At 37.4% G+C, this 19,749-nt stretch carries 14 protein-coding genes; all 14 read right to left on the bottom strand.

Annotated elements, in window-relative coordinates:
- Nucleotides 1-15: 15 nt before the first annotated feature.
- Nucleotides 16-912 (bottom strand): PorP/SprF family type IX secretion system membrane protein, encoded by an 897-nt coding sequence (locus WC623_RS10535; protein ID WP_372850732.1) that lies wholly within the window; start codon nucleotides 910-912, stop codon nucleotides 16-18.
- A gap of 27 nt (nucleotides 913-939) precedes the next feature.
- On the bottom strand, nucleotides 940-2,784 hold the full coding sequence (locus tag WC623_RS10530) for an InlB B-repeat-containing protein (protein WP_372850730.1): 1,845 nt from the start codon (nucleotides 2,782-2,784) through the stop codon (nucleotides 940-942).
- Nucleotides 2,785-2,803: 19 nt separating this feature from the next.
- The gene (locus tag WC623_RS10525; protein ID WP_372850728.1) at nucleotides 2,804-3,742 is read right to left on the bottom strand and encodes a DUF5017 domain-containing protein; all 939 of its coding nucleotides are present in this window, start codon (nucleotides 3,740-3,742) and stop codon (nucleotides 2,804-2,806) included.
- Nucleotides 3,743-3,755: 13 nt separating this feature from the next.
- Nucleotides 3,756-5,579 (bottom strand): RagB/SusD family nutrient uptake outer membrane protein, encoded by a 1,824-nt coding sequence (locus tag WC623_RS10520; RefSeq protein ID WP_372850726.1) that lies wholly within the window; start codon nucleotides 5,577-5,579, stop codon nucleotides 3,756-3,758.
- A 12-nt stretch (nucleotides 5,580-5,591) separates the two neighbouring features.
- Nucleotides 5,592-8,732 carry a SusC/RagA family TonB-linked outer membrane protein gene (locus tag WC623_RS10515; RefSeq protein ID WP_372850724.1) on the bottom strand — a complete coding sequence of 1,047 codons (3,141 nt, stop codon included), beginning with the start codon at nucleotides 8,730-8,732 and terminating at the stop codon, nucleotides 5,592-5,594.
- A 28-nt stretch (nucleotides 8,733-8,760) separates the two neighbouring features.
- Nucleotides 8,761-9,414 carry a hypothetical protein gene (locus tag WC623_RS10510; protein WP_372850722.1) on the bottom strand — a complete coding sequence of 218 codons (654 nt, stop codon included), beginning with the start codon at nucleotides 9,412-9,414 and terminating at the stop codon, nucleotides 8,761-8,763.
- Between the two features lie 195 nt (nucleotides 9,415-9,609).
- Nucleotides 9,610-10,863 carry an exo-alpha-sialidase gene (locus WC623_RS10505; RefSeq protein ID WP_372850720.1) on the bottom strand — a complete coding sequence of 418 codons (1,254 nt, stop codon included), beginning with the start codon at nucleotides 10,861-10,863 and terminating at the stop codon, nucleotides 9,610-9,612.
- A gap of 274 nt (nucleotides 10,864-11,137) precedes the next feature.
- Nucleotides 11,138-12,445, bottom strand: a complete 1,308-nt coding sequence (locus tag WC623_RS10500; RefSeq protein WP_372850718.1) for a DUF3748 domain-containing protein — start codon at nucleotides 12,443-12,445, stop codon at nucleotides 11,138-11,140.
- Nucleotides 12,445-14,445 (bottom strand): FG-GAP repeat domain-containing protein, encoded by a 2,001-nt coding sequence (locus WC623_RS10495; RefSeq protein WP_372850716.1) that lies wholly within the window; start codon nucleotides 14,443-14,445, stop codon nucleotides 12,445-12,447. The genes WC623_RS10500 and WC623_RS10495 overlap by 1 nt, the downstream gene beginning before the upstream one ends.
- Before the next feature lie 190 nt (nucleotides 14,446-14,635).
- Nucleotides 14,636-16,057 (bottom strand): sialate O-acetylesterase, encoded by a 1,422-nt coding sequence (locus WC623_RS10490; protein ID WP_372850714.1) that lies wholly within the window; start codon nucleotides 16,055-16,057, stop codon nucleotides 14,636-14,638.
- Nucleotides 16,058-16,081: 24 nt separating this feature from the next.
- Nucleotides 16,082-17,110: a nucleoside hydrolase gene (locus tag WC623_RS10485; RefSeq protein ID WP_372850712.1), complete on the bottom strand. Its 1,029-nt coding sequence runs from the start codon at nucleotides 17,108-17,110 to the stop codon at nucleotides 16,082-16,084.
- Nucleotides 17,100-18,032, bottom strand: coding sequence for a ribokinase (rbsK, locus tag WC623_RS10480; protein WP_372850710.1), 933 nt, complete (start codon nucleotides 18,030-18,032; stop codon nucleotides 17,100-17,102). The genes WC623_RS10485 and rbsK overlap by 11 nt, the downstream gene beginning before the upstream one ends.
- Before the next feature lie 45 nt (nucleotides 18,033-18,077).
- Nucleotides 18,078-18,734 carry a hypothetical protein gene (locus WC623_RS10475; RefSeq protein WP_372850708.1) on the bottom strand — a complete coding sequence of 219 codons (657 nt, stop codon included), beginning with the start codon at nucleotides 18,732-18,734 and terminating at the stop codon, nucleotides 18,078-18,080.
- 12 nt (nucleotides 18,735-18,746) lie between these two features.
- Nucleotides 18,747-19,745 carry a GRP family sugar transporter gene (locus tag WC623_RS10470; RefSeq protein WP_372850706.1) on the bottom strand — a complete coding sequence of 333 codons (999 nt, stop codon included), beginning with the start codon at nucleotides 19,743-19,745 and terminating at the stop codon, nucleotides 18,747-18,749.
- Nucleotides 19,746-19,749 lie beyond the last annotated feature (4 nt).

Below are 19,749 nucleotides of genomic sequence, written 5' to 3'. Positions count from 1 at the left end.
TAATTTAGTAATTTATTATAATAATCCTAATATACCTTTGCCAAAACGATAGTTTAAACCAATCTCATGTGTATTATTTCCAATGATGCGGCTCAATGCTTTGTTACTGGTATTGAACTGATAGCTATAGCCAAAGCCTAATCTCTTTACATTAAAATGGGCCATTCCTGCAACCTCGCCATAATTTCGCACATTTAAACCTAATCCTATAGCTTTGTCCATGAAGATCATAGCTGATACATCAGCCTGCAACTTCAAACCAGATGACCAACTGAGCAAACCTGCGGGCTTAAGGTCAAATTTATCATCTAATTTAATCACTCCAGCTAAAGTAAAATGATATTGGTTTAGTTGACTATAGTTTTCATCAGTGTCTGATAATCCTAGTTTAGAAAAAGCCAGTCTTGGTATGGAAATTCCAGCATAATACTTATCTGGACGATAAAACATCAATCCTAAAGATAAGAGCCCGCTAGTCTCCCTGACATCATCTTTAAAAGCCGGATCTGTATTGCTTAAATCAGAGTAATTACCTTTATAATTGCTTACTCCAACACCAATAGATAGTGCAAGGTGTTCCTTTTCTGTAATACGGACAGACTTACCACCAAAGGCCACAATTTCTGTTAATCGTTCAACAGACATATTCTCGTGTCTGACGCTTAATCCTCCGTTCAAATCTGCTTTCCATAAAGGCATATTTGCTGATAAAAAGTAACTCTTTGGCGCTCCTTCTAAACCAGACCATTGTTGTCGCCCGATCAAACTCAAGGCCCCCTCTGCATTTAAAAAGCTACCTGCATTATTTAATGGTACAATGTTACGGCCATATTGGCTGTAGGTACTGCCCTGTCCAAAACTCTTTAAGCTAAAAAACAGTGCTACTAAAATATATATGTATCTTAAATTCATTCTCTTTAGTTTTATTTTCAGAAAGTGTTAATACCTAATAACCAGGTAGCCCTTCTTTTGAACCCATTGTCCACCGGTTTTTACTTCTACAGAATAATAATAGGTACCTGCAGTTAGTTTATCTCCGTTGCTATTGCGGCCATCAAAAACTACCTGATCATTGTTGTACCCTTTTTTCTTAAAGACCTCTGCCCCATTTTTATTGACAATGGTAACCTGGTTATCTGGATAGGTTTTAATTCCGTCGATTACAAATAGATCATTGATGCCATCGCCATTAGGAGACAATGCCGGATTAAACAATAATTGAAGACTACTAGCGGTATGAATGGTAATTACTCTAGCTATTGCTTCAGCTGCTTCATAATTTTCATTTCCTTCTTGTGAAGCTGTAACGGTTATATCCCCTAAAGAACGCACCTGGAGTTTCTGTCCGTTCAAAGTTCCTATATCGGGTCTGTTTGCTGTAAAAGATATGGGTAAACCAGAGGTGCTGGTTGCTTTCAATTCTACTTCACCTATATATCGGCTATAAGGCCCAACTTGCTTAAAAGTTATCGTTTGAGCTGCTTTTTCTATATTGAAGTTAATTTCAACAGGCTGAGCTGGAACATAAAAATTATCACCCGGTTGTGTGGCTTTTATAATTGCCAATCCTGCTCCTGTGATGGTAACTATATTACCTGCAATACTAATGTTACTGGTTATTGCTTCGTAATTTACAGGAAGACCAGAAGTTGCAGTAGCAGTTAAAGCAAATGTTGGTCCGCCATAAATCTGATCCGCAATTTGATCAAAGGTAATGCTTTGTGATGGGTCATTCCATTTAGCATATAATACAAGGTTCCCCTGAATTATATCATCAGCAAAATTCCACGGATTAGTTAAGACTGCATCTTTATACCAACCGGCAAAGAAAAAATTGGGACGTACAGGAGCTGTCGGTGCTGAAATATGACTGTCGTAAGCGGCCTGGTATGATGCTACTCCGCTTCCCCCGTTACTTTGGAAACTTACCGTGTAATTAATTGCAGTCCATTTTGCATATAGTGTCGTTGCTTTGGTGATTACATCTGTTCCAAAATTCCACGGATTTGTTAAAGCAGCTTCTTTATACCAACCATCAAATGTATAACCAGTTCTTGTAGGTGCTACAGGAGCAGTAACGAGCGAATTGTAAGCAAGATCAAGATCATCTATTCCCGAACCTCCGTTACTATTAAACAATACTTTAAATTTTGGTAAAACGTTGACTACCGTCCCTGAAAATGCCAATGTATTTACACCAGCACTTGATTTACCAAAGCCAAAATTTGATGTATTATCACCAATCTTTGCACCCCAGGCATACATTCTTAAGGTTATAGTAATGTTAGATGGGACATACTGCAGGGCTTCCACTTCTGATAAATCTATTGATGCTTGTTTGTCACCGTTAGTATTTACCATGTTTGACATGTCAACATCGCCAGGGCCGAGATCAATAAATGTTGTCCCATCTAAACTATAAGTCCACCTGTATTGATTAACTGCAGATATCGATGCCCTGCGAACTGTAGCATTTAACGTAGTCAGAGAAGCGTAATAGCCACTTTTCGCCTTGATTACGACCTGATAATATGCTCCATTTGTAACCGCCTCGGCTTTTGTTGCCTCTATCTTAAAAATGGATATATAGGAATTTGTGGAGGAGTTACTATAGCTTATGCCGGGGCCACGACTTAATACGGCAGATTCCAAATTGGCATCACTTGTTGTAGCACCATAGGCCCCACCCATTCCTGCCATGGTTTGCCAGCCAGCTATAGGTGCCTGACTATAAGCAGAAACATAAAAAAACAGGAGCAATAAGAAAGATAATATTCTTTTCATATTCTTAGTTTTATTCTAATTATGGTTCAATTGTGATTTCTAATTCCTTAACCACTTCCTTCCTCTCATAGATATTTGCATTCGCTGCAACAAATACGACTTTATACTTCCCAGGCTTTTTATAAGCATAAGAATAGCTGGTCAAGGGGATATCTGATACACCTTTAATGCCTGTAGCAATGGCTGGACCAAGGTTTATCTTCTCTGCCGAATATATTGGTGCCGAAACAGCCCATCCTTCTTTAAATGAAGTATTGGCAAAAACGCCGTCCCAGTAAATATAAGTAGAGGTTACACGTGGATACTGAGCTGTACTATTTTGTATTAAAAATCCTTCTCCTTCTACCATTTTAAAGGCACAGTTTACAAAGTTGTATTTTACACCAGATAAGTCCTCTTCATTCTCAACCAGTCCCCTGATTTCAAAACGCTCAACCTGGTATCGTGTGCGACTAGAGTTTTGTTTTGTTGTAAAAAACCATGCAAAATGAATTGGCTTATCTGCAGCAGGAAATAAATCGGAAATATCCTGCTCTCCAGAATTTTCATAAACTGCAGAAGTGCCTAAAGTACTCGCCAAATGAAACCTATCGGATATATCGATCCAGTTAGCTTGCCGAATGGATGCGATATCATAAGTACCATTAAAATCAGTTGAATACTTTAATGTAGCACAATCAGGGTTATTCCCGGCATATTTTGTTGTGCGAAATGACAGCGCTGTTGTAGCGGAAAAAACAAGGTCTTCCTTTAAAAAATCATAGTCTGATGTCCTTTCTCCCGAATAAAAGGAAAGGATGTCCGGATCGCCCGACAAGTTGAAAACAACAGTATCCCCTGCTTTGTAAGTCAGTTTTTTTGAGGATACCTGAAAATCAGGATTTGATACCTCCTGCTCTTTTTTGCAGGCGGAAAATCCGATAATTCCTAAAATTAATATTTGATATATCTTCTTCATGATTTAATAGATTTTACCAGCCTTCATTTTGAACGAGTTTTCTGTTGACCCCAATCTCATATGATGGGATTGGCCATAATATATCCCTGTTCGCTACATTTGAATAGATAAACTGCGCTGATGTAGCAAATACTGTAGTTCCACTAGGTACTTCTAATAATATGGTTTTCATATTTGCCATCAATAATCCCCATCTCACCAGGTCGTTTTTACGCAAAGCTTCAAAGCTCAATTCGCGTGCTCTTTCATCTCTTACTGATAATCTGAAAGCCGGCTGACCATCAAGATCTGCAGGATCAAAATCTCCTTCTGTAAGTGTTGAAATTGTTGCTGCAGCCACCGCTCCGCTACCTCCACCTCCAGAAAAACTGATAACTGGTGCAGCAGAGAAAAATGATCCTGGATCAGTAATAGTTACTGAAGTAACTTTACCTGTAGTGGTGGATATTACAGCTGTTGCTGTCGCTCCGGTTCCACCACCTCCACTAATAGAAACTAGGGGAGCTGATGTATAATTGCTACCTCCATTACTTACTGTAATGGTTCTTACACGCTCACCATATTGATATTTCCCAAATGCTCTCCTGCGTACACTGTTCACTAGATCTTTGATCTCATCATTAGGCCCACTTACCTCATTTACAGCTTCAGCATACATTAACAATACATCTGAGTATCTTAGTAATGGAAAATTCTGTGGCGTACGTGATTGACTTTTAGGTTTAAGTATTTCATACTCTCTTCTAAACTTACCAGCGTATCGCTGATAATAGGTTTGGGTCGTCCAGTAAACCTTTGTTGCAGGATTACCGCTGTAAGCGAATGGTGCAATTGACCAATCACGGCGTAAATCATTTGCGGGATAAAGGTTGTATAACCAGGCTGTTGGATGAATCACGCCTATCGAATAACCTATGTTATCGTCAACGGTATTCGATATTCCATTATTCCTTCCTACCATCCCACCTGTTGCTCCGTAAGATCCTAAGCCATTACCCCAGAATTCCACTTCCCAAATACTTTCTTTCATGTCGTACAGATCCTGGGCATAATTGATAAAGATCTGTGAGTAGTTTGCATTTAATTCATGTTTACCACTGCTGATTACCTTTCCGGCCCATTTTGCGGCTTCGGCATATTTGCTCTCATCATTTATTGGATTGCCAGCCATGTACAAACAAACTCTGGCCAAAATACCCCATACAGCAGATTTGCTTACTTGACCAGCCGATTTAACTGCATCTGCATCAGCTACAAGATCTGCTGCAATTGTCATATCAGTAATGATTTGGTCGTAAATTTTCTTTGCAGGGCTTTTTGCTATTTGTACAGCATCACTGTCGCCTGAAATAGTTTGCGTAAGTACTAAAGGGACATCACCAAATTTGTTCACCAGCATAAAATAATAATATGCTCTCAAAAACAGGGCTTGTCCTTTTATACGGTCTCTTTTGACCTCGTCCATTACAGGTCTGTTAATGTTGTCCAGCACAGCATTTGCATTATTGATCCCTTCATAAAGAGATTTCCAATAACCAAGGATCTTTACGTCCGCAGGTGATGCGGCATAATAAGCGACACTACCTTTATCTGCACTGTAACTACAAAAGCCTTCATCAGCTTCAAGTCCCATACGTCCAAGCATATTATTAGCATAAAGCGCATCATCGGCAAGCTTTGCATAAACACCTAACAAAGCTGTCTCTAACTGCAGCTCAGTAGAATAATAAGTTTCTGATCTGATGATATACTCATCAGGGTTAATTTCTAAAATCTTCTGACAAGACGCAACAACCATTGAAGAGGCCAGCAGACAAATAAGTTTTATATGTTTCATCGTTGTTCTTAGTTAAAATGTTGCTTTAAGACCAAGGGTAATAGTTCTTGCTCTGGCATAAGCAGAATAATCTAAACCCGGTGTTAAGTTTGAATGGCGTACAGAAACTTCTGGATCAAGACCCGAATAATTAGTCCAGGTATACAAATTTTGTCCAGCCATATAAACGTTTATCGCATTCATACTGAGCTTTTTCATTAAATCTTTAGGAAGGTTGTAACCTAGTTGTACCGTTTTTAGTCTTAAATAGGAACCATCTTCTATAGTTCTTGAAGAATATACTCCCGCTGGTCCTTGTCCACCTATGCGGAATTGCGTATTGCTCGGATTCTCTGGTGTCCAACGATCAATATAGGTAGCAAATTGGTTCAGGTTACTTCTATTGGTAAAGTTACCTTCGAATATAATCCTGTTTGCATTGTAAATATCGTTACCATAATTCCATTGAAAAAAGACATTCAGGTTAAATCCTTTATAAGTGAAGTTGTTATTAAAACCACCAGTGTGGATTGGCAAAGCCCTTCCAATAACTACGCGATCCAGATCACTTAAGATACCATCACCATTTTGGTCAACATATTTGATGTCTCCAGGTTTAATTACAGAACGGTCATTACCATTGGTAGGAACTCCATTTTTTAAATAATAAGTCCCGTTCGCTTGTTGATCAAAATCTTCGAACTGATATACACCGTCCCATACGTAACCGTAAAAGGCTGCAGCTGGCCCACCGATTTTAGCCAGGTAAAGGAATGAATTTGCAAAATCACCTGTCCAGTTTACGGTCGATTGTATATTCTTCTCCCCATCTGCCAATGCCAATACTTTATTATTGTTAAAACTGATATTGAAATCACTTTGCCAGCTAAAATTCTTGTTCTTAATATTTATAGTACTCAATGATATTTCAAGTCCATTATTGCGAACTTTCCCAACGTTTTTATAAAGGTTAGGACGACCTGAACTTAAGGGTAAATTAGAATTAAGCAACAAATCGCTGGTAGTTTTTGTATATACATCTACCGTTAAATTAACCTTGTTCTTAAACAATGAAAGATCGTAACCAATATCTGCCTGTGCAGTTTTTTCCCATTTCAGGTCTTTATTTCCAAGATTATTGATCAATGCCGCATAAGCTGGTGTCTCATTACTGAATGAGTAATAATCGCTCAGATCTATAGAATGATATCTTGCAAAATCTCCTACTCTATTGTTTCCTGTGATACCATAACTTACTCTCAATTTAGATTCAGATACAAACCGCAAGTTCTTCATGAAATTCTCTCTTCCCATTTGCCATGCAAAGGCTCCTGAAGGGAAAAATCCCCATCTGTTTTCAGGAAAAAACTTTGAAGATCCATCTGCACGAAAAGATGCAGTTAACAGATATTTAGATTTAAAGTTATAATTAACCCTTCCTAAATAAGACATCAAAGCGTTCCTTGATTTATAAGAAATCACAGAAGAAGGTATTCCGAGTTGAAGTGCCACCAGGCCAAGTTCTTCGTTTGGAATATTGGTAGATTCAAAACCATAGGTTGAAGCTGAAGTTCCCTGAACTGTAAAACCTGCAGTGATGTCAAATTGGTTGTCTTTATTAATCTTCTTTCTGTAGGTCAGCGTATTTTCATTCATCCAGTCATTCAGGTCCAAATCGCTAAATGAACCATTTACTCCTTTTAAGTTGCCTGCTGATGGATATCCTCTAAATGTTTTAGAGTTATTGAAACTTTCATTACGGGTAAGCCGGTTATTTAGACCTGCTCTTACATTAAATTTCAGATTATTGCTGATATCGTAATTGATGTTTGCATTTGCAGTAAAATTGGTTCTTTGTTGCTGTCTGAGTTCATTTCTTGTCCCGATTATGGGGTTCATAATCCGATTGCTATCATCGTCGGAATCAAAGAGATCTTCAAATACATCGAATTCATCTCCCACCGCAACAGGTCTGTATCCCCATGTTCTATACATCAGATAGGTCGAGTAAGCTCTGGTGCCAGCTGCTTGTGAAGAGGCTAAGGCACCATAATTTTTATCTTGTGTATAATTGATATTAAGGCCAACCTTTAGTTTTTTAGTTACAGTTTGGTCTAGTACAACTCTACCTTGATATCTGCTGTACCCTGAATTTATAATTACACCGTCCTGCCCTAATAAGGATCCTGAAATGGAATACTTGGTTTGTGCATTACCACCACGCATTGATAAATTATGGTTATGCATCAATGCAGATCTGAAAAGCATATCTGTCCAATCAATATTTTCTGCATTTTTATAATCCTCAACTGTATATCCCGGCCTTGTAAGGTAAGTTTGAACCATTTTATCAGGATCACGTTCTGTCTGGTATTTAACAAATTCATACGGATTCATCAGTTCAATACTTTTTGTAACCTGTTGTAGTCCCGCATAGCCGTTGTAAGCAAGTACAGGCCTGCCGGCTTTACCTTTTTTGGTTTCAATAATAATAACACCATTGGCACCTCTGGATCCATAAATAGCCGTGGCCGAAGCGTCCTTCAATACAGATATAGATTCTATATCATCTGTATTTAGTGCCGCATTTGAAAAGTCTTCAATCGGAAAACCGTCAATTACATATAATGGTGAATTGCTTTGGGTAAGCGAGTTTCCACCACGAATAACAATATTGATTTCAGAGCCTGGCTGTCCCTCATTGGAATTGACCTGAACTCCGGCTATACGGCCTGCTAGAGCCTGATCAAAAGAACTAACCGGAGCTTTTGCCAGGTCATCCATCTTAACTTCAGCCACTGCGCCTGTAATATCTTTACGTTTAACAGTACCATAACCAATCACTACAACTTCATCTAATGCAGTCTGACTTGGTTTAAGTTTGATGCTTTCTTTAATATTACTCACCAATACTTGCTGTTTCACATAACCGATATAATTGAATATCAGTGTTTCATTTTGACTGGCTCTGATGCTAAACTTACCGTCCTTGTCGGATACTGCAGTTCTTTTCACATCCTCTTTTACCTGAATAAGGACACCTATTAAGGTTTCATTATTCTCGTCAATGACTGTCCCTCTAACTAACTTTCGGTCGGTTTGCTGGGCATAGATCTTACAGAAAGGCGTAGCACATAGCAGCAGTAACACAAAAATTGTGTATATCTGTTTCATTCTTATTTAGTTAATTTTCTTAGCTTGTTTATTTAGCGGGAATTACTTTTCCATCTACTGCAATTACATTGCTGCCAGCTGCACTGGATTTACCAAAACCAAATGCAATAGCAGATCCTGTATTGTTTGTACCACCCCATGCGTATAATCTAAAGGAAATTGTCACATCTGATGGTACATTTTGCAAATCTTTATAACCTGCAAGACTGATACCTGGTTGCTTAACCCCATTATTATGGAAGTTGCTGATCGTTACATCACTTGTACCAAGTGATTTGAAGTTCTTCCCATCCAGACTGTAGGTCCAACGATAAATATGGGCAGATTCAGGCTGACTTCTTAAAACTGCATTCAAAGTAGTTAAAGAGAATTTATAACCAGGTTTTGCTTTTATTTTGAATTCATAATAAGCGCCAGAAGCTTTAGCTTCATCCATATTTCCATTTACCGGGAAATTACCACTAAATCCACGTCCATTACCTTGTTTTGCAATAGCACTTGGACCGCGGGTTAAAAGTGACTGCTCAAGATTATCATCATTTGTGGTTGCTTTAGCTGTTCTTTCTCTACCGGTTGAAGGTTCTGGCGTTGCGAACTGCCAGGCTACAATTTGTCCAAAACTAAATGTAGAAACGAACATAAATAAAGAAAAAGTCAGTGTGCGTAGATAAATTAATCTCATAATTATTGTGTTTAATTTTTAATGATTTATACTGTGATCGTTATATTCAAGAAAATTGATTGAAATTCGACAGGAACTTGCAATCATTTATTAATATATTACCCAAAGCATTATATTTCGGCAAAAGTAACACCTGTAATTAGTTAATACCAATGTTTAATATTAACTAATTGTTAACTATTTCAGGTTCTATTGTTATTTTGAATGCTGATCGGCCAGATCAGGTGGAGAATCCCCCATAACCATATTCCTGAATCCTTTAAATCTGTGAAATGTAATGTAATTGGAATCGTGATAGTTGACCGAATTCCAGGCGGTTCTTGACGCAGCAACAATATCATCCCTATCAAAAACCCAGTCTAAATACTGAAAGGCGTATTTATCCTCCATAGTAATGGTTTTACCTTCATTCCAACGCAATAGTTTTGCATGCTCTGTCCAATTTATCAGGTCAGGAGAAGAAGTAAGCATTACAACATTACGTTGATGATGAGGGCTGACCTTAAAATCTGATCCAGGCTTGTTTGAAGTGATCTTGTTCACCAGACTCCAATACCTCTTTGATACGGGATCATATCTTACACTAAATTTGGTTTCTGCACCAGGGAAACCTACCAGACCTTTTTCAGGGTTAAATGATACAGTTTTACCATCATCTGAAACATCAATCTTTCCTGCAATTTCATATCTGGTCATACCTTCAACAGCGCCTCTTAGCTTATAGGTATCTTTAGGTTTTTGCCTGGACTCCAACCTGATTAAATTTACCATATTGCCATCTGGTCCAGGTACCATATTTCCTTCTCTCCATCTTGGAGCTCTAGCATTAATTAAATTTACATCGAACTCCAAACCATTACTTTTAACCCAATTTTTTGCATTCAACAAATCCGAATTCTCTGGAGCAGAAAATACAAAAGCGTGGAAATGACGCGGATTATTGGGATCCGGGTCTTCTTCATAAGCTCGCCAAACCCTTCCTTTATATGCTACAAAGGTTGTTGGGGCAGTGTGGTATCTTCCTTCTAGTAATAGCCCCGTTTTTGAACTAACTGGCTTAGTCCATGTTAAACCGTTATCTGAAGATTTACATATCACAATGTCTCCTATAGATTGTGATGTCCCCATCAGGTAAAGATCTTTATTCAAAACCAAAAAAGATGCCCAATACAAACCTTCTATTTCTGCTTGTTTTTTCCAGCTAATACCCTTGTCTTTGGATCGGTAAACCGTCGTTATTTTAGGCTTTCCTTTATATGCAACACCATACTGATCATGGGATACTACATAACTGCCATCTTTAAGAATGGCAATAGCCGGTGAGGCTACAAAGCTGCGATTAAAAATAGGTGCTTTTGCCACAATTACTCCAGGCACATCTTGTGCTGAGGAATTACTTTTGGCGCAGCATATAAAACCAATAAGAATGAAGTATCTTTTAAAAATCATGGCTGGTTTGTTTGGTTAATATTTTAAAACTACATAAGATTTAAAAGCTTCATATTACATCTATTATCAAATCTCTGTACTTTATTGCCATAAAGAAACCACTCATTTATAAAATGAAATAAGACGAAAGATGAATAATTCAAAAAACAAATAAAACAATAGGATTATGATCGGAAACGAACATATTTAATTGGATACCAGTGAATTTATTAAACCAAAAAAGCCAGCAATTTATAGATTGCTGGCTGTTCGAAAATTATAGTACTACTTTATCTTACAAGAGTTCTGAGATCACTGGAAGCAGAAAAATCTGTAAATTTCGACCTTCAGCATTTTCTATAAACCGATTGTAAGCAAGCAGGTTACCATCAGGGCTCCATAAAACAGCACTCACAGGCCTATTATTTTCGGTTGCATTTGGTGTTAAAGCAATAGTTTTACCTGTTACAATATTTGTAACATATATAGATTGTTGAGCTACATAGCTAATATATTTACCATTGGGACTAAAATTAAGTCCACTTTGTATGTCAAATTCATTGAAACTAACCTGTTTCACAGCTCCTCCATTAGGAGAAACTACAAATGCATTGATAAAGCCTGCCTTATCTTTAGACAGGAAAGCAATGTTCGTTCCATCTGGACTGGACCTTAACCAATGACGTGGGCCTAATACCCCTTCTTTTGTAAAAGTAATTCTTCTTTGTTTTACTCCATTCGGAACTGCGGGCCTACTATTCACATTACCTTCGAGCTTCTCTCCTGCTTTTGCCTTACTCAGATCATCAGGTAAATCGACTACAAAAACCTCTGTTTTTTGTACTCCGTTTTCATCGATCACATTACCTTGAAATGCAATTGCTCTTTCCTGCCATTTTCCATCAGTCTTCTGATAACCTTTTTTTCCAATCCAGCACTCATCAAAAGCCTTATCAATATCATCACTGCCTGGTCTTCTATTTTCAGTAACCTGAGTAACCACTACAGAGAACATTTCACCACTATTGTTTTCTTGTTTTGAATCTTCAGCAACATTCACTTTTCCAGGAAACATTACACCTACGGTTCTAAGATCCTTAACATCTGGATTAGTTTTACTCAATTGCTCTATCACAAAATCATTGTAAGTAAAACTGATCAATTTGCCATCACCACTCCATGAATGTGCATGGGTACCACCACGTAATGCACCTGGTGTAAACGGTTCCGTAATATCCCTTGCGTCCATGTAAATGGGCAACTCAGGCTTATCAGTATCTATTGCTACTCCGGTTCTACGGGTAAATCCATAAGGATTTTTTTCATTAGCATTTCTTACACCCTGGATGAAAATCACTCTGTTGGCAGCAGGAGAAAAAGATACTGCACCAAGTCCAGGGCCATACTCCGATTGGTTTTTTGTATGATATAGTGCTTTGATTTCTCCTGTCGCAACATTTACCATTTCAATACTTCCAGTACTTGCTATTTTACTATCATCATTTCGCGTATCATAAACAAGCCATTTACCATCGGCTGAAAAGCCTTGATTAGTATTTAGAAAGTGGCCTTTTGCATCAGTCGTTAATTGTTTCTCCTGCATTACTTTTTTTTTAAAGGGTTAGGCAGGTAATATAAATGTCCATCTTCAGCGCCGACTAAAAGATCAGGAATACCATCTTTGTTCCAATCTACCAGAGTTGGGCTTGTATCATGACCTGCAAGTACTAATTTTGCTACTGGTCCATCGTTCTTTAACTGTACCTGGCCATTCTTTGTGCCCATATTTTTCATGAGTGTCACATTCACACTGTTTACTAGTATATCGGATTTCCCATCCAGATCCCAATCTCCAATTGTGAATTTACGCCTGCCACTAGCTCCATATTTCATGGTATTTAATCGAGTAGGGCCAGCCAGACTATCTGTAATTTTATGATTTCCGTTGTATCCTGCAAAATCTACAGCTTCAAATATTCTTTTAGGTGTTTTTAACAATAATTCGTTCCCTTTTTTAAATCGCTCGAAATAGGAAAGGTAACCACCAGTATCCAACATAATTAAATCCGTTAATCCGTCCTTATTCCAATCTATAGCATAAGGTGTAGTGCGCCATTGTGTAACCAGTTCTTTTGGTTGAGGGTTCCACCAGTTCCATGATGGTTTTGGAATAGTTGATTTACCCCAATCTACATTAACTTGTTGCTCCTTTGCTAATTTTGGCGATTTCTTTGTACCTATATTTTTATACCAGATCACTTTTCCCCATATAGAATTGACAATAAGATCTTTCAAACCATCGCCATCCCAATCTGCAACAGATAAAGTTGTATAACCCCATTTGGCTTCCGCCGGTCCTTGTATAGAGGCATTGTTTCCAGCTTGAATTCTGATTTCTTTTCCATCACTATGTAATAGTTTCGGAGCAGCCCATCTTGGCATTCCATTAAACATTCCAAGGTTTTCTATGAAAGCAATATGACCGGCAGAATTACCACAAATAATATCTTCGTCACCATCACCATCCCAGTCTACACTAAAAGGAGTTACCAATGCCCCAAATTTCACATTGTCTGCTTCCTGTTTAAAATATACTGGCGACTTAAACTGTGGCATTCCATTTTTTATCTTTCCTGTATTCTCAATAAAGGCTACACGGCCATCTTCATCTCCTACTATAAGATCAATATGTCCATCTTTATTCCAGTCAACAGAAACAGGTATAATCATTTCCAGATCCATCTTAATAATACCAGAATCATTACTCAAATATCTACCCGCAGCATAAACAGGTTTTTCTTTGGTACCGATATTTTCAAAATAATTCAGCTTATCCAAAAACTCACCACAAATCAAATCAAGATCTCCATCTCCATCAAAATCAGCAAAGTTAGGTGTAGGTGCACCGTAAACATCCAGTTCCTTTCCTCCTGCTTTAATCCTGCCTTTATTTACATAATTTCCATTTTCATTTTCAATGAGGTAAACATAACCGTGAAGTGGGCCATTCGTCCAATTACCTTTTTTATCATATGCATTGTCCCAACCATAATCACCCCAGTCATCCACTCCTACTACAATATCAACATCGCCGTCACCATCAAAATCTACCAGTTTCCATTGATTAAAACGGTTTTTGCCTTTTATATCTTTCATGATAGACTCTACCGGAAACAGTTTTTTCTTTTGTTTAGTAAAAGTTTTGGTGAAATTGATCAATTCTGCACCTGGCACAGTAAAACGCGGCTTTCCATCTATATAAGAAACCTGAATATCTTTTATTGATTTAGACAACAATACAGGTTTTGCAAACACGGGATTAGTATCACCACTGGTATTTTCAAATAAGTAAACTCCGTTAAAAGGTTTACCCTGACTGGAAACCAATAGATCCATGTCACCATCTCCATCATAATCAATAGGAATTGGCCATGCCCATAATCCCACTCCCAGGTCAACTGTTAATCCTGGGTGATTATATTTAAGAAATTGAAGATCTGTTGCACCTGCATCTTGCGCAAATACATTCTCTGGTTTATTAACTAAAACAATAGCAGCCAGGCAACTTGCAAATAAAAGCCCTTTTACACTTCTTATATTCATATTATTAAATAACTTATTTAGTGCATCTTTTTTTAATACTATAAGCTTATGCACAGGATTAAAATTACAAGAACCTAAATTAACCTTATGCTAAGAAAGGCTTATAATAGTTTTTCTCCATTTAGTGTACTAAATTATCATATTATACCCGATAGTTCACGTTAAATTAATTTATTCCTTCTGTAATTCCTTAATAGTTATCAGTTCTAAATGGTAAAAGGCCTATTCCATAGCTATTGTATACATTTCCATAACTATAATTTTTAAAACAATACCTAACTGAAAGGGGCTCTTTAACTTTTTCACTTTTAAGGGCTATTTTCCCCTTTCCTCCTTTTATAATCTCAGCATCTGCTTTATGGTAAATTTTATCGGCCCCAGCAATTTCAAATCCTTCAATTTCTTGTCCATAAGCGGATAACCCATACCCAACATTTTCCAACTCAACAATTATTTTCTGGTTATCTTTTGCATAAGAAAGGTAGCTTGGTGGTAATCCTCCTATCCCATTTAAATTATAAGTTTTTAATAGCGCATAATAGGCCAATCTCTTTGCCACAGTACGTTTTTCAGGAGGGTGAATAGTTGAAGCTGAACCAATATCGGTAGTGCCTACCATTCCTGAATTAGGAATGGCAGCAAGTGCTTTTTGCTGAACTTCCCTGAACATAGCTACTTCAGTTCCATTAGCATTCCAACCCATATTCTCATAACTAAATGGCGCAAGCTGCACATAATAAAATGGGAAGTCATTACTGAAGCTTTCCCGCCAGTTACGAACCATCTCTGGCAATAGTTTTAAATAGGAACCAGGATTAGTAACATTTGCTTCTCCCTGATAAAAAATGCATCCTTTAATGGTGAATTTGGAAACAGGTTTTAACATCCCATTATATAAAAGTGTAGGTGCCCTATTGGCCTTTGCAGGTGTTAAACTTTCAGGTTTAATATCCACTTTAATAAATTGCTTCAATTTATCCTCACTCATCCAGGCCTCAATTCTTGAACCACCCCAATAACAACCTATCAGCCCAATCGGAACTTTCAACGTCTTATTTAGTATTTTAGCAAAATTAAAACCTACTGCACTAAAAGTCTCGACTGATTGTGGATTAGCTAGTCTCCAAACTCCTTTACAATCGTCTTGTGGCTGAGTATTAAACTCCCTTCTTACAGAAAACATCCTGATGCCTGGAAAGTCTGAATCAAGCATTTCATCATTAGCATTAAACAATGGTTGATTGGTAAATCCACGAGTGCTCATTTCCATATTGGATTGTCCACCACAAAGCCATACTTCACCAAGTAAAATATTAGTTAAGCGCTTTTCTTGTCCATCACTAATGGAAATGTTATGAGCTGTGTAGCTTCCTGCGATGGTATTGACTTTAACCTCCCAGCTACCCTCTCCATTGGATTTGATTTTGTACGTTTTATTGTCCCAGGATGTTTTTATAATCACATCAGTATTGACATTTGCTTTACCCCATAAACTTACTGAAGCATTTTGCTGCAATACCATGTTATCCATGAGTAATGATGGCAACTTTATCTCTGACTTTGCAGCAGAAAAAAATAAGCATAATAATAAAACATTGGCGATTGATTTCATCAGCATATAAATTTGAATCTACTATTAGCGAAGTTTAGGTTTTTGTTTTACCAATTCTTTAAATCTTAACAGCATCCTTTCCTGCTGTTGTTTATTAGCAGTAAGTATGTATCTGTTACCTTTTTTATTCTTGTTAAAATATGTAGCGCCTTTTTCATCTGTATCAATAGATCCGGCTTTTGACACCGTGAAATATTTTTTCAAAGGTTCTACTGCATAGAGTACTGAGGTCAGATCCCAGGTTGGTCTATCATAGGGCATTGCTGAATAATATTCATATGCATATTTTAAGGGATGTGCAGGTGTATAAGCAAGATCATTTTTTATAACATCTGCAGGAAACAAAATAGGTCCACCAAGTTCCCATGGACTTACAAAAATATCCCCAGGCCAATTATCAAAAACATCCTTAGCCGAAGCAATATCATAGCGTATGTTAAATTCTTTTGTTCTATTTTCAGCTCTAAAATCCCCACCCATAAGGCTCATAGACTTCACCTTTTTGTTGATTAATTCTTTACCATTAAGTGAACTATACCTATCGGCCGGAGAATTAAGTAGCCTTGATAGGTTTGTTAAAAAACCAACAGAAATAATTACAACCGATTGATCGGGTTGTGCAGATAAAATCTTTCTGTACATTTCTACAGAACCTTGTACTGTTGAAGATGGATTCAACTGTTTTCCAAAAAGGTTAGACTGCTGCTCGTTTTTTAAATTGGATACATATTCTACATAGGAAGTCTTTTTACCTTCCTTAACTTTAGTGTTTTGCACATTTCCCAAATGGATATCTGGATAGCCATACCAACGATTCAGTAAATCAATAAAAGGGATAGAATAAATATTTCCTTTATTATTGGAAATCGCAGCTATATTAACGATTCCTGCATCCTGATACTTGTATAATATATCCAACGCCAGCACATCATCAATATCATTTCCCATATCCGTCTCGAAAATAACTGTGAGTGCTTTTTTTTGTGCTAGCAGACTACTATTAAAAGCAAATGTGGCTAGAATAGCTAAAAAGAAAATCTGTTTAAATTTCATATGCTGTTTGTTTAACTAAAAAACTGTCAACTTCTTCTTTAACTGGAATTGCTGTTTGCGCACCAAGTTTTGTAACAGCAATAGCTGATGAAGCCAATGCATACTCTACAGACTTTACTAGGTCATTGCATTCCATATATTTGCTGGTAAAGGACCCACAGAAAGTATCACCAGCACCGGTTGTGTCGACAACATCAACTCTGTATCCTCTAAAATATTGGTCAACATTCTCAGACAATACGTAACATCCATTTTCACCCAGTGTAATGATAACTATACCAACTCCCTTTTCCTGAAGTTTTTTGGCAACTACATGAATTGGAACTTTCGTGTTTTTTAGCTCAGCCAATTCGTTAGCTTCTATTTCATTAACTATTAGAACATCTGTGTACTTTAATATGTCTATAGCAGAACTGTGGCATGGTGAAGGATTGAATATGACTTTCACCCGGTTTTTGTAGGCTTCTTTAATGATTGCGTACACTGTTTCACAAGGAATTTCAAGTTGTAAAATCACTGCCTGGTAGTTACTGATGGTAGCCATAAAATCGCTGATACGCTCAACCGACATTTCTTTATTGGCACCCGGTGCAACTACTATACAATTCTCTCCATTATCAGCAACAAAAATAAATGCGGTACCGGTCGGCACACCTTCATTCTGTACGATATAAGAGCTATTTATATGGTTCTCCTGGAAGTGGTCAATAAGCAAATTTCCATAATTATCATCTCCAAGGAAAGAAAAGAAAGTCACCTCTCCACCTGCTCTTGCTGCTGCAATTGCCTGGTTGGCTCCTTTTCCACCGTATTTTATGGAAAACGTTGCATCCCCAATAGTTTCTCCCGGAATTGGAAGATGAGATACTGATGCTACCATGTCTATATTTGTACTTCCTATAACTAAAATTCCATTTTTCATTCTGATAATTGCATTAAGCGTTTGTATTTGTATCTAAAATTTGTGCTAAATATTAGGAGCGTATGCTCCTGTAAGGTCATATGTTACATAATTGATAGTTAACTCAGTCTCTGACTTTACATTTCCTTTTCCAAAAGAAAACAGTGCTTTGCCTCCATGTATGACAAGGTCAGTCGTTGATTTATAAATACCATCTATATAGAGATGCATCTTACCCTTTTCTCGCTCAACCGCGATACGATAGGTATGAAATTCTTTGCCATTTAGTGTGGCCAACGCTGCTTTCTCTCCATTTAAAATAACCCGATTATGTGTAATACAAATGAGTCGGCTTACGTTTTTACCATCACGGATATAGAGATCTAACCCTCTACCATCATTCTTAACTATTTTAGCTTTAATTTCTATTGAATAATCGCTATTAGGTTTGAATTCAGGAACTGTGCCTTCAGATACTGCAAAAGTTAGCGCCTCTCCTCCCAGACATTTGATATTAATTCCTTCACCTTTTATCAAAGAAACTTCTCCCTTATTTTGGCTTGCCGGTGTAATCATATTCCAGCCTCCATCAACAGGTTTTTTAGTTCCATCTAATAACAGATGATTATTAATTTTCTTCTGTTTCAGACCCGGATCTTGTCCAAATGCATTAATGCAAACAACACTGATTAAACAAAGTGATGTAAATTTTATAAGTTTCATATTTATTGATTGTTATGATCCTGAATAAATGATTAAGCCTATACCTATGAAAAACAGGATAAACATCATAGTGAGGTAGGTATTATTTACTTTTGGCCCACCTTTAAACTCTTTCCAGATAAATACGCCCCAAAGCGCCGCAACCATTGTTGCGCCCTGTCCAAGTCCATAAGAAATAGCAGCACCTGCCTTACCAGCCGCAATAAGGTTTAGAGAATTGCCTAATCCCCAAACAGCTCCACCAAAAACTCCAATCAAGTGAGTCTTAAAATTACCGTTGAAATAATCTTTATAAGATACAGGTAAGCCCACAAAAGGCCTTTTCATTACAACAGTGTTAATTATGAAATTACTGACAAACATCCCCAGGGAGAATATAAAAACGGCTGTATAAGGAGTCATTTTTCCGGCCTGTGGACTAGCAAAGTTGTCAACGTCCATAGATGCTGCAATAAACCTGTAAAACACCGACATTAAAATACCTGCTACAACTGCTACAATAATCCCTTTAGTAGCTGAACTGTTATTGGTACCCATATTTTTGTAAGCTTTTGCATTCAGTAATATTGCAATAGTAATTAAGGCTACTCCTACGAACAAAACAACCGGATCACCCTTAGGTACACTGATATAATTAATGACTACACCTAATACTAAGGCAAGGCCAACGCCCAAAGGAAAAGCAACAGCCATTCCTGAAATGGCAATAGCAGCCGACAATAAGATGTTAGAAAGATTGAATATTACACCTCCTATAAAAGCAGAAGATACATTTGAGAAATCAGCCTGCATCAAATCGGGAATAAAACTACGTCCTTGACTCCCAAAACTTCCTAATGTGAGGGCAGAGAATAAAGAGAACAATAATACACCGATCACATAGTCCCAATAAAAGAGTTCAAATCTCCATGTTTTTGCAGCTAATTTTTGGGTGTTTCCCCATGATCCCCAGCATAACATGGTGATGAAACAAAAGAGAACAGCGAGTGGATAGTTTTCAATAATGAACATATTT

Source organism: Pedobacter sp. (assembly GCF_041645105.1).
Classification (GTDB): Bacteria; Bacteroidota; Bacteroidia; order Sphingobacteriales; family Sphingobacteriaceae; genus Pedobacter.
This window is presented reverse-complemented; position numbering and strand designations above follow the sequence as displayed.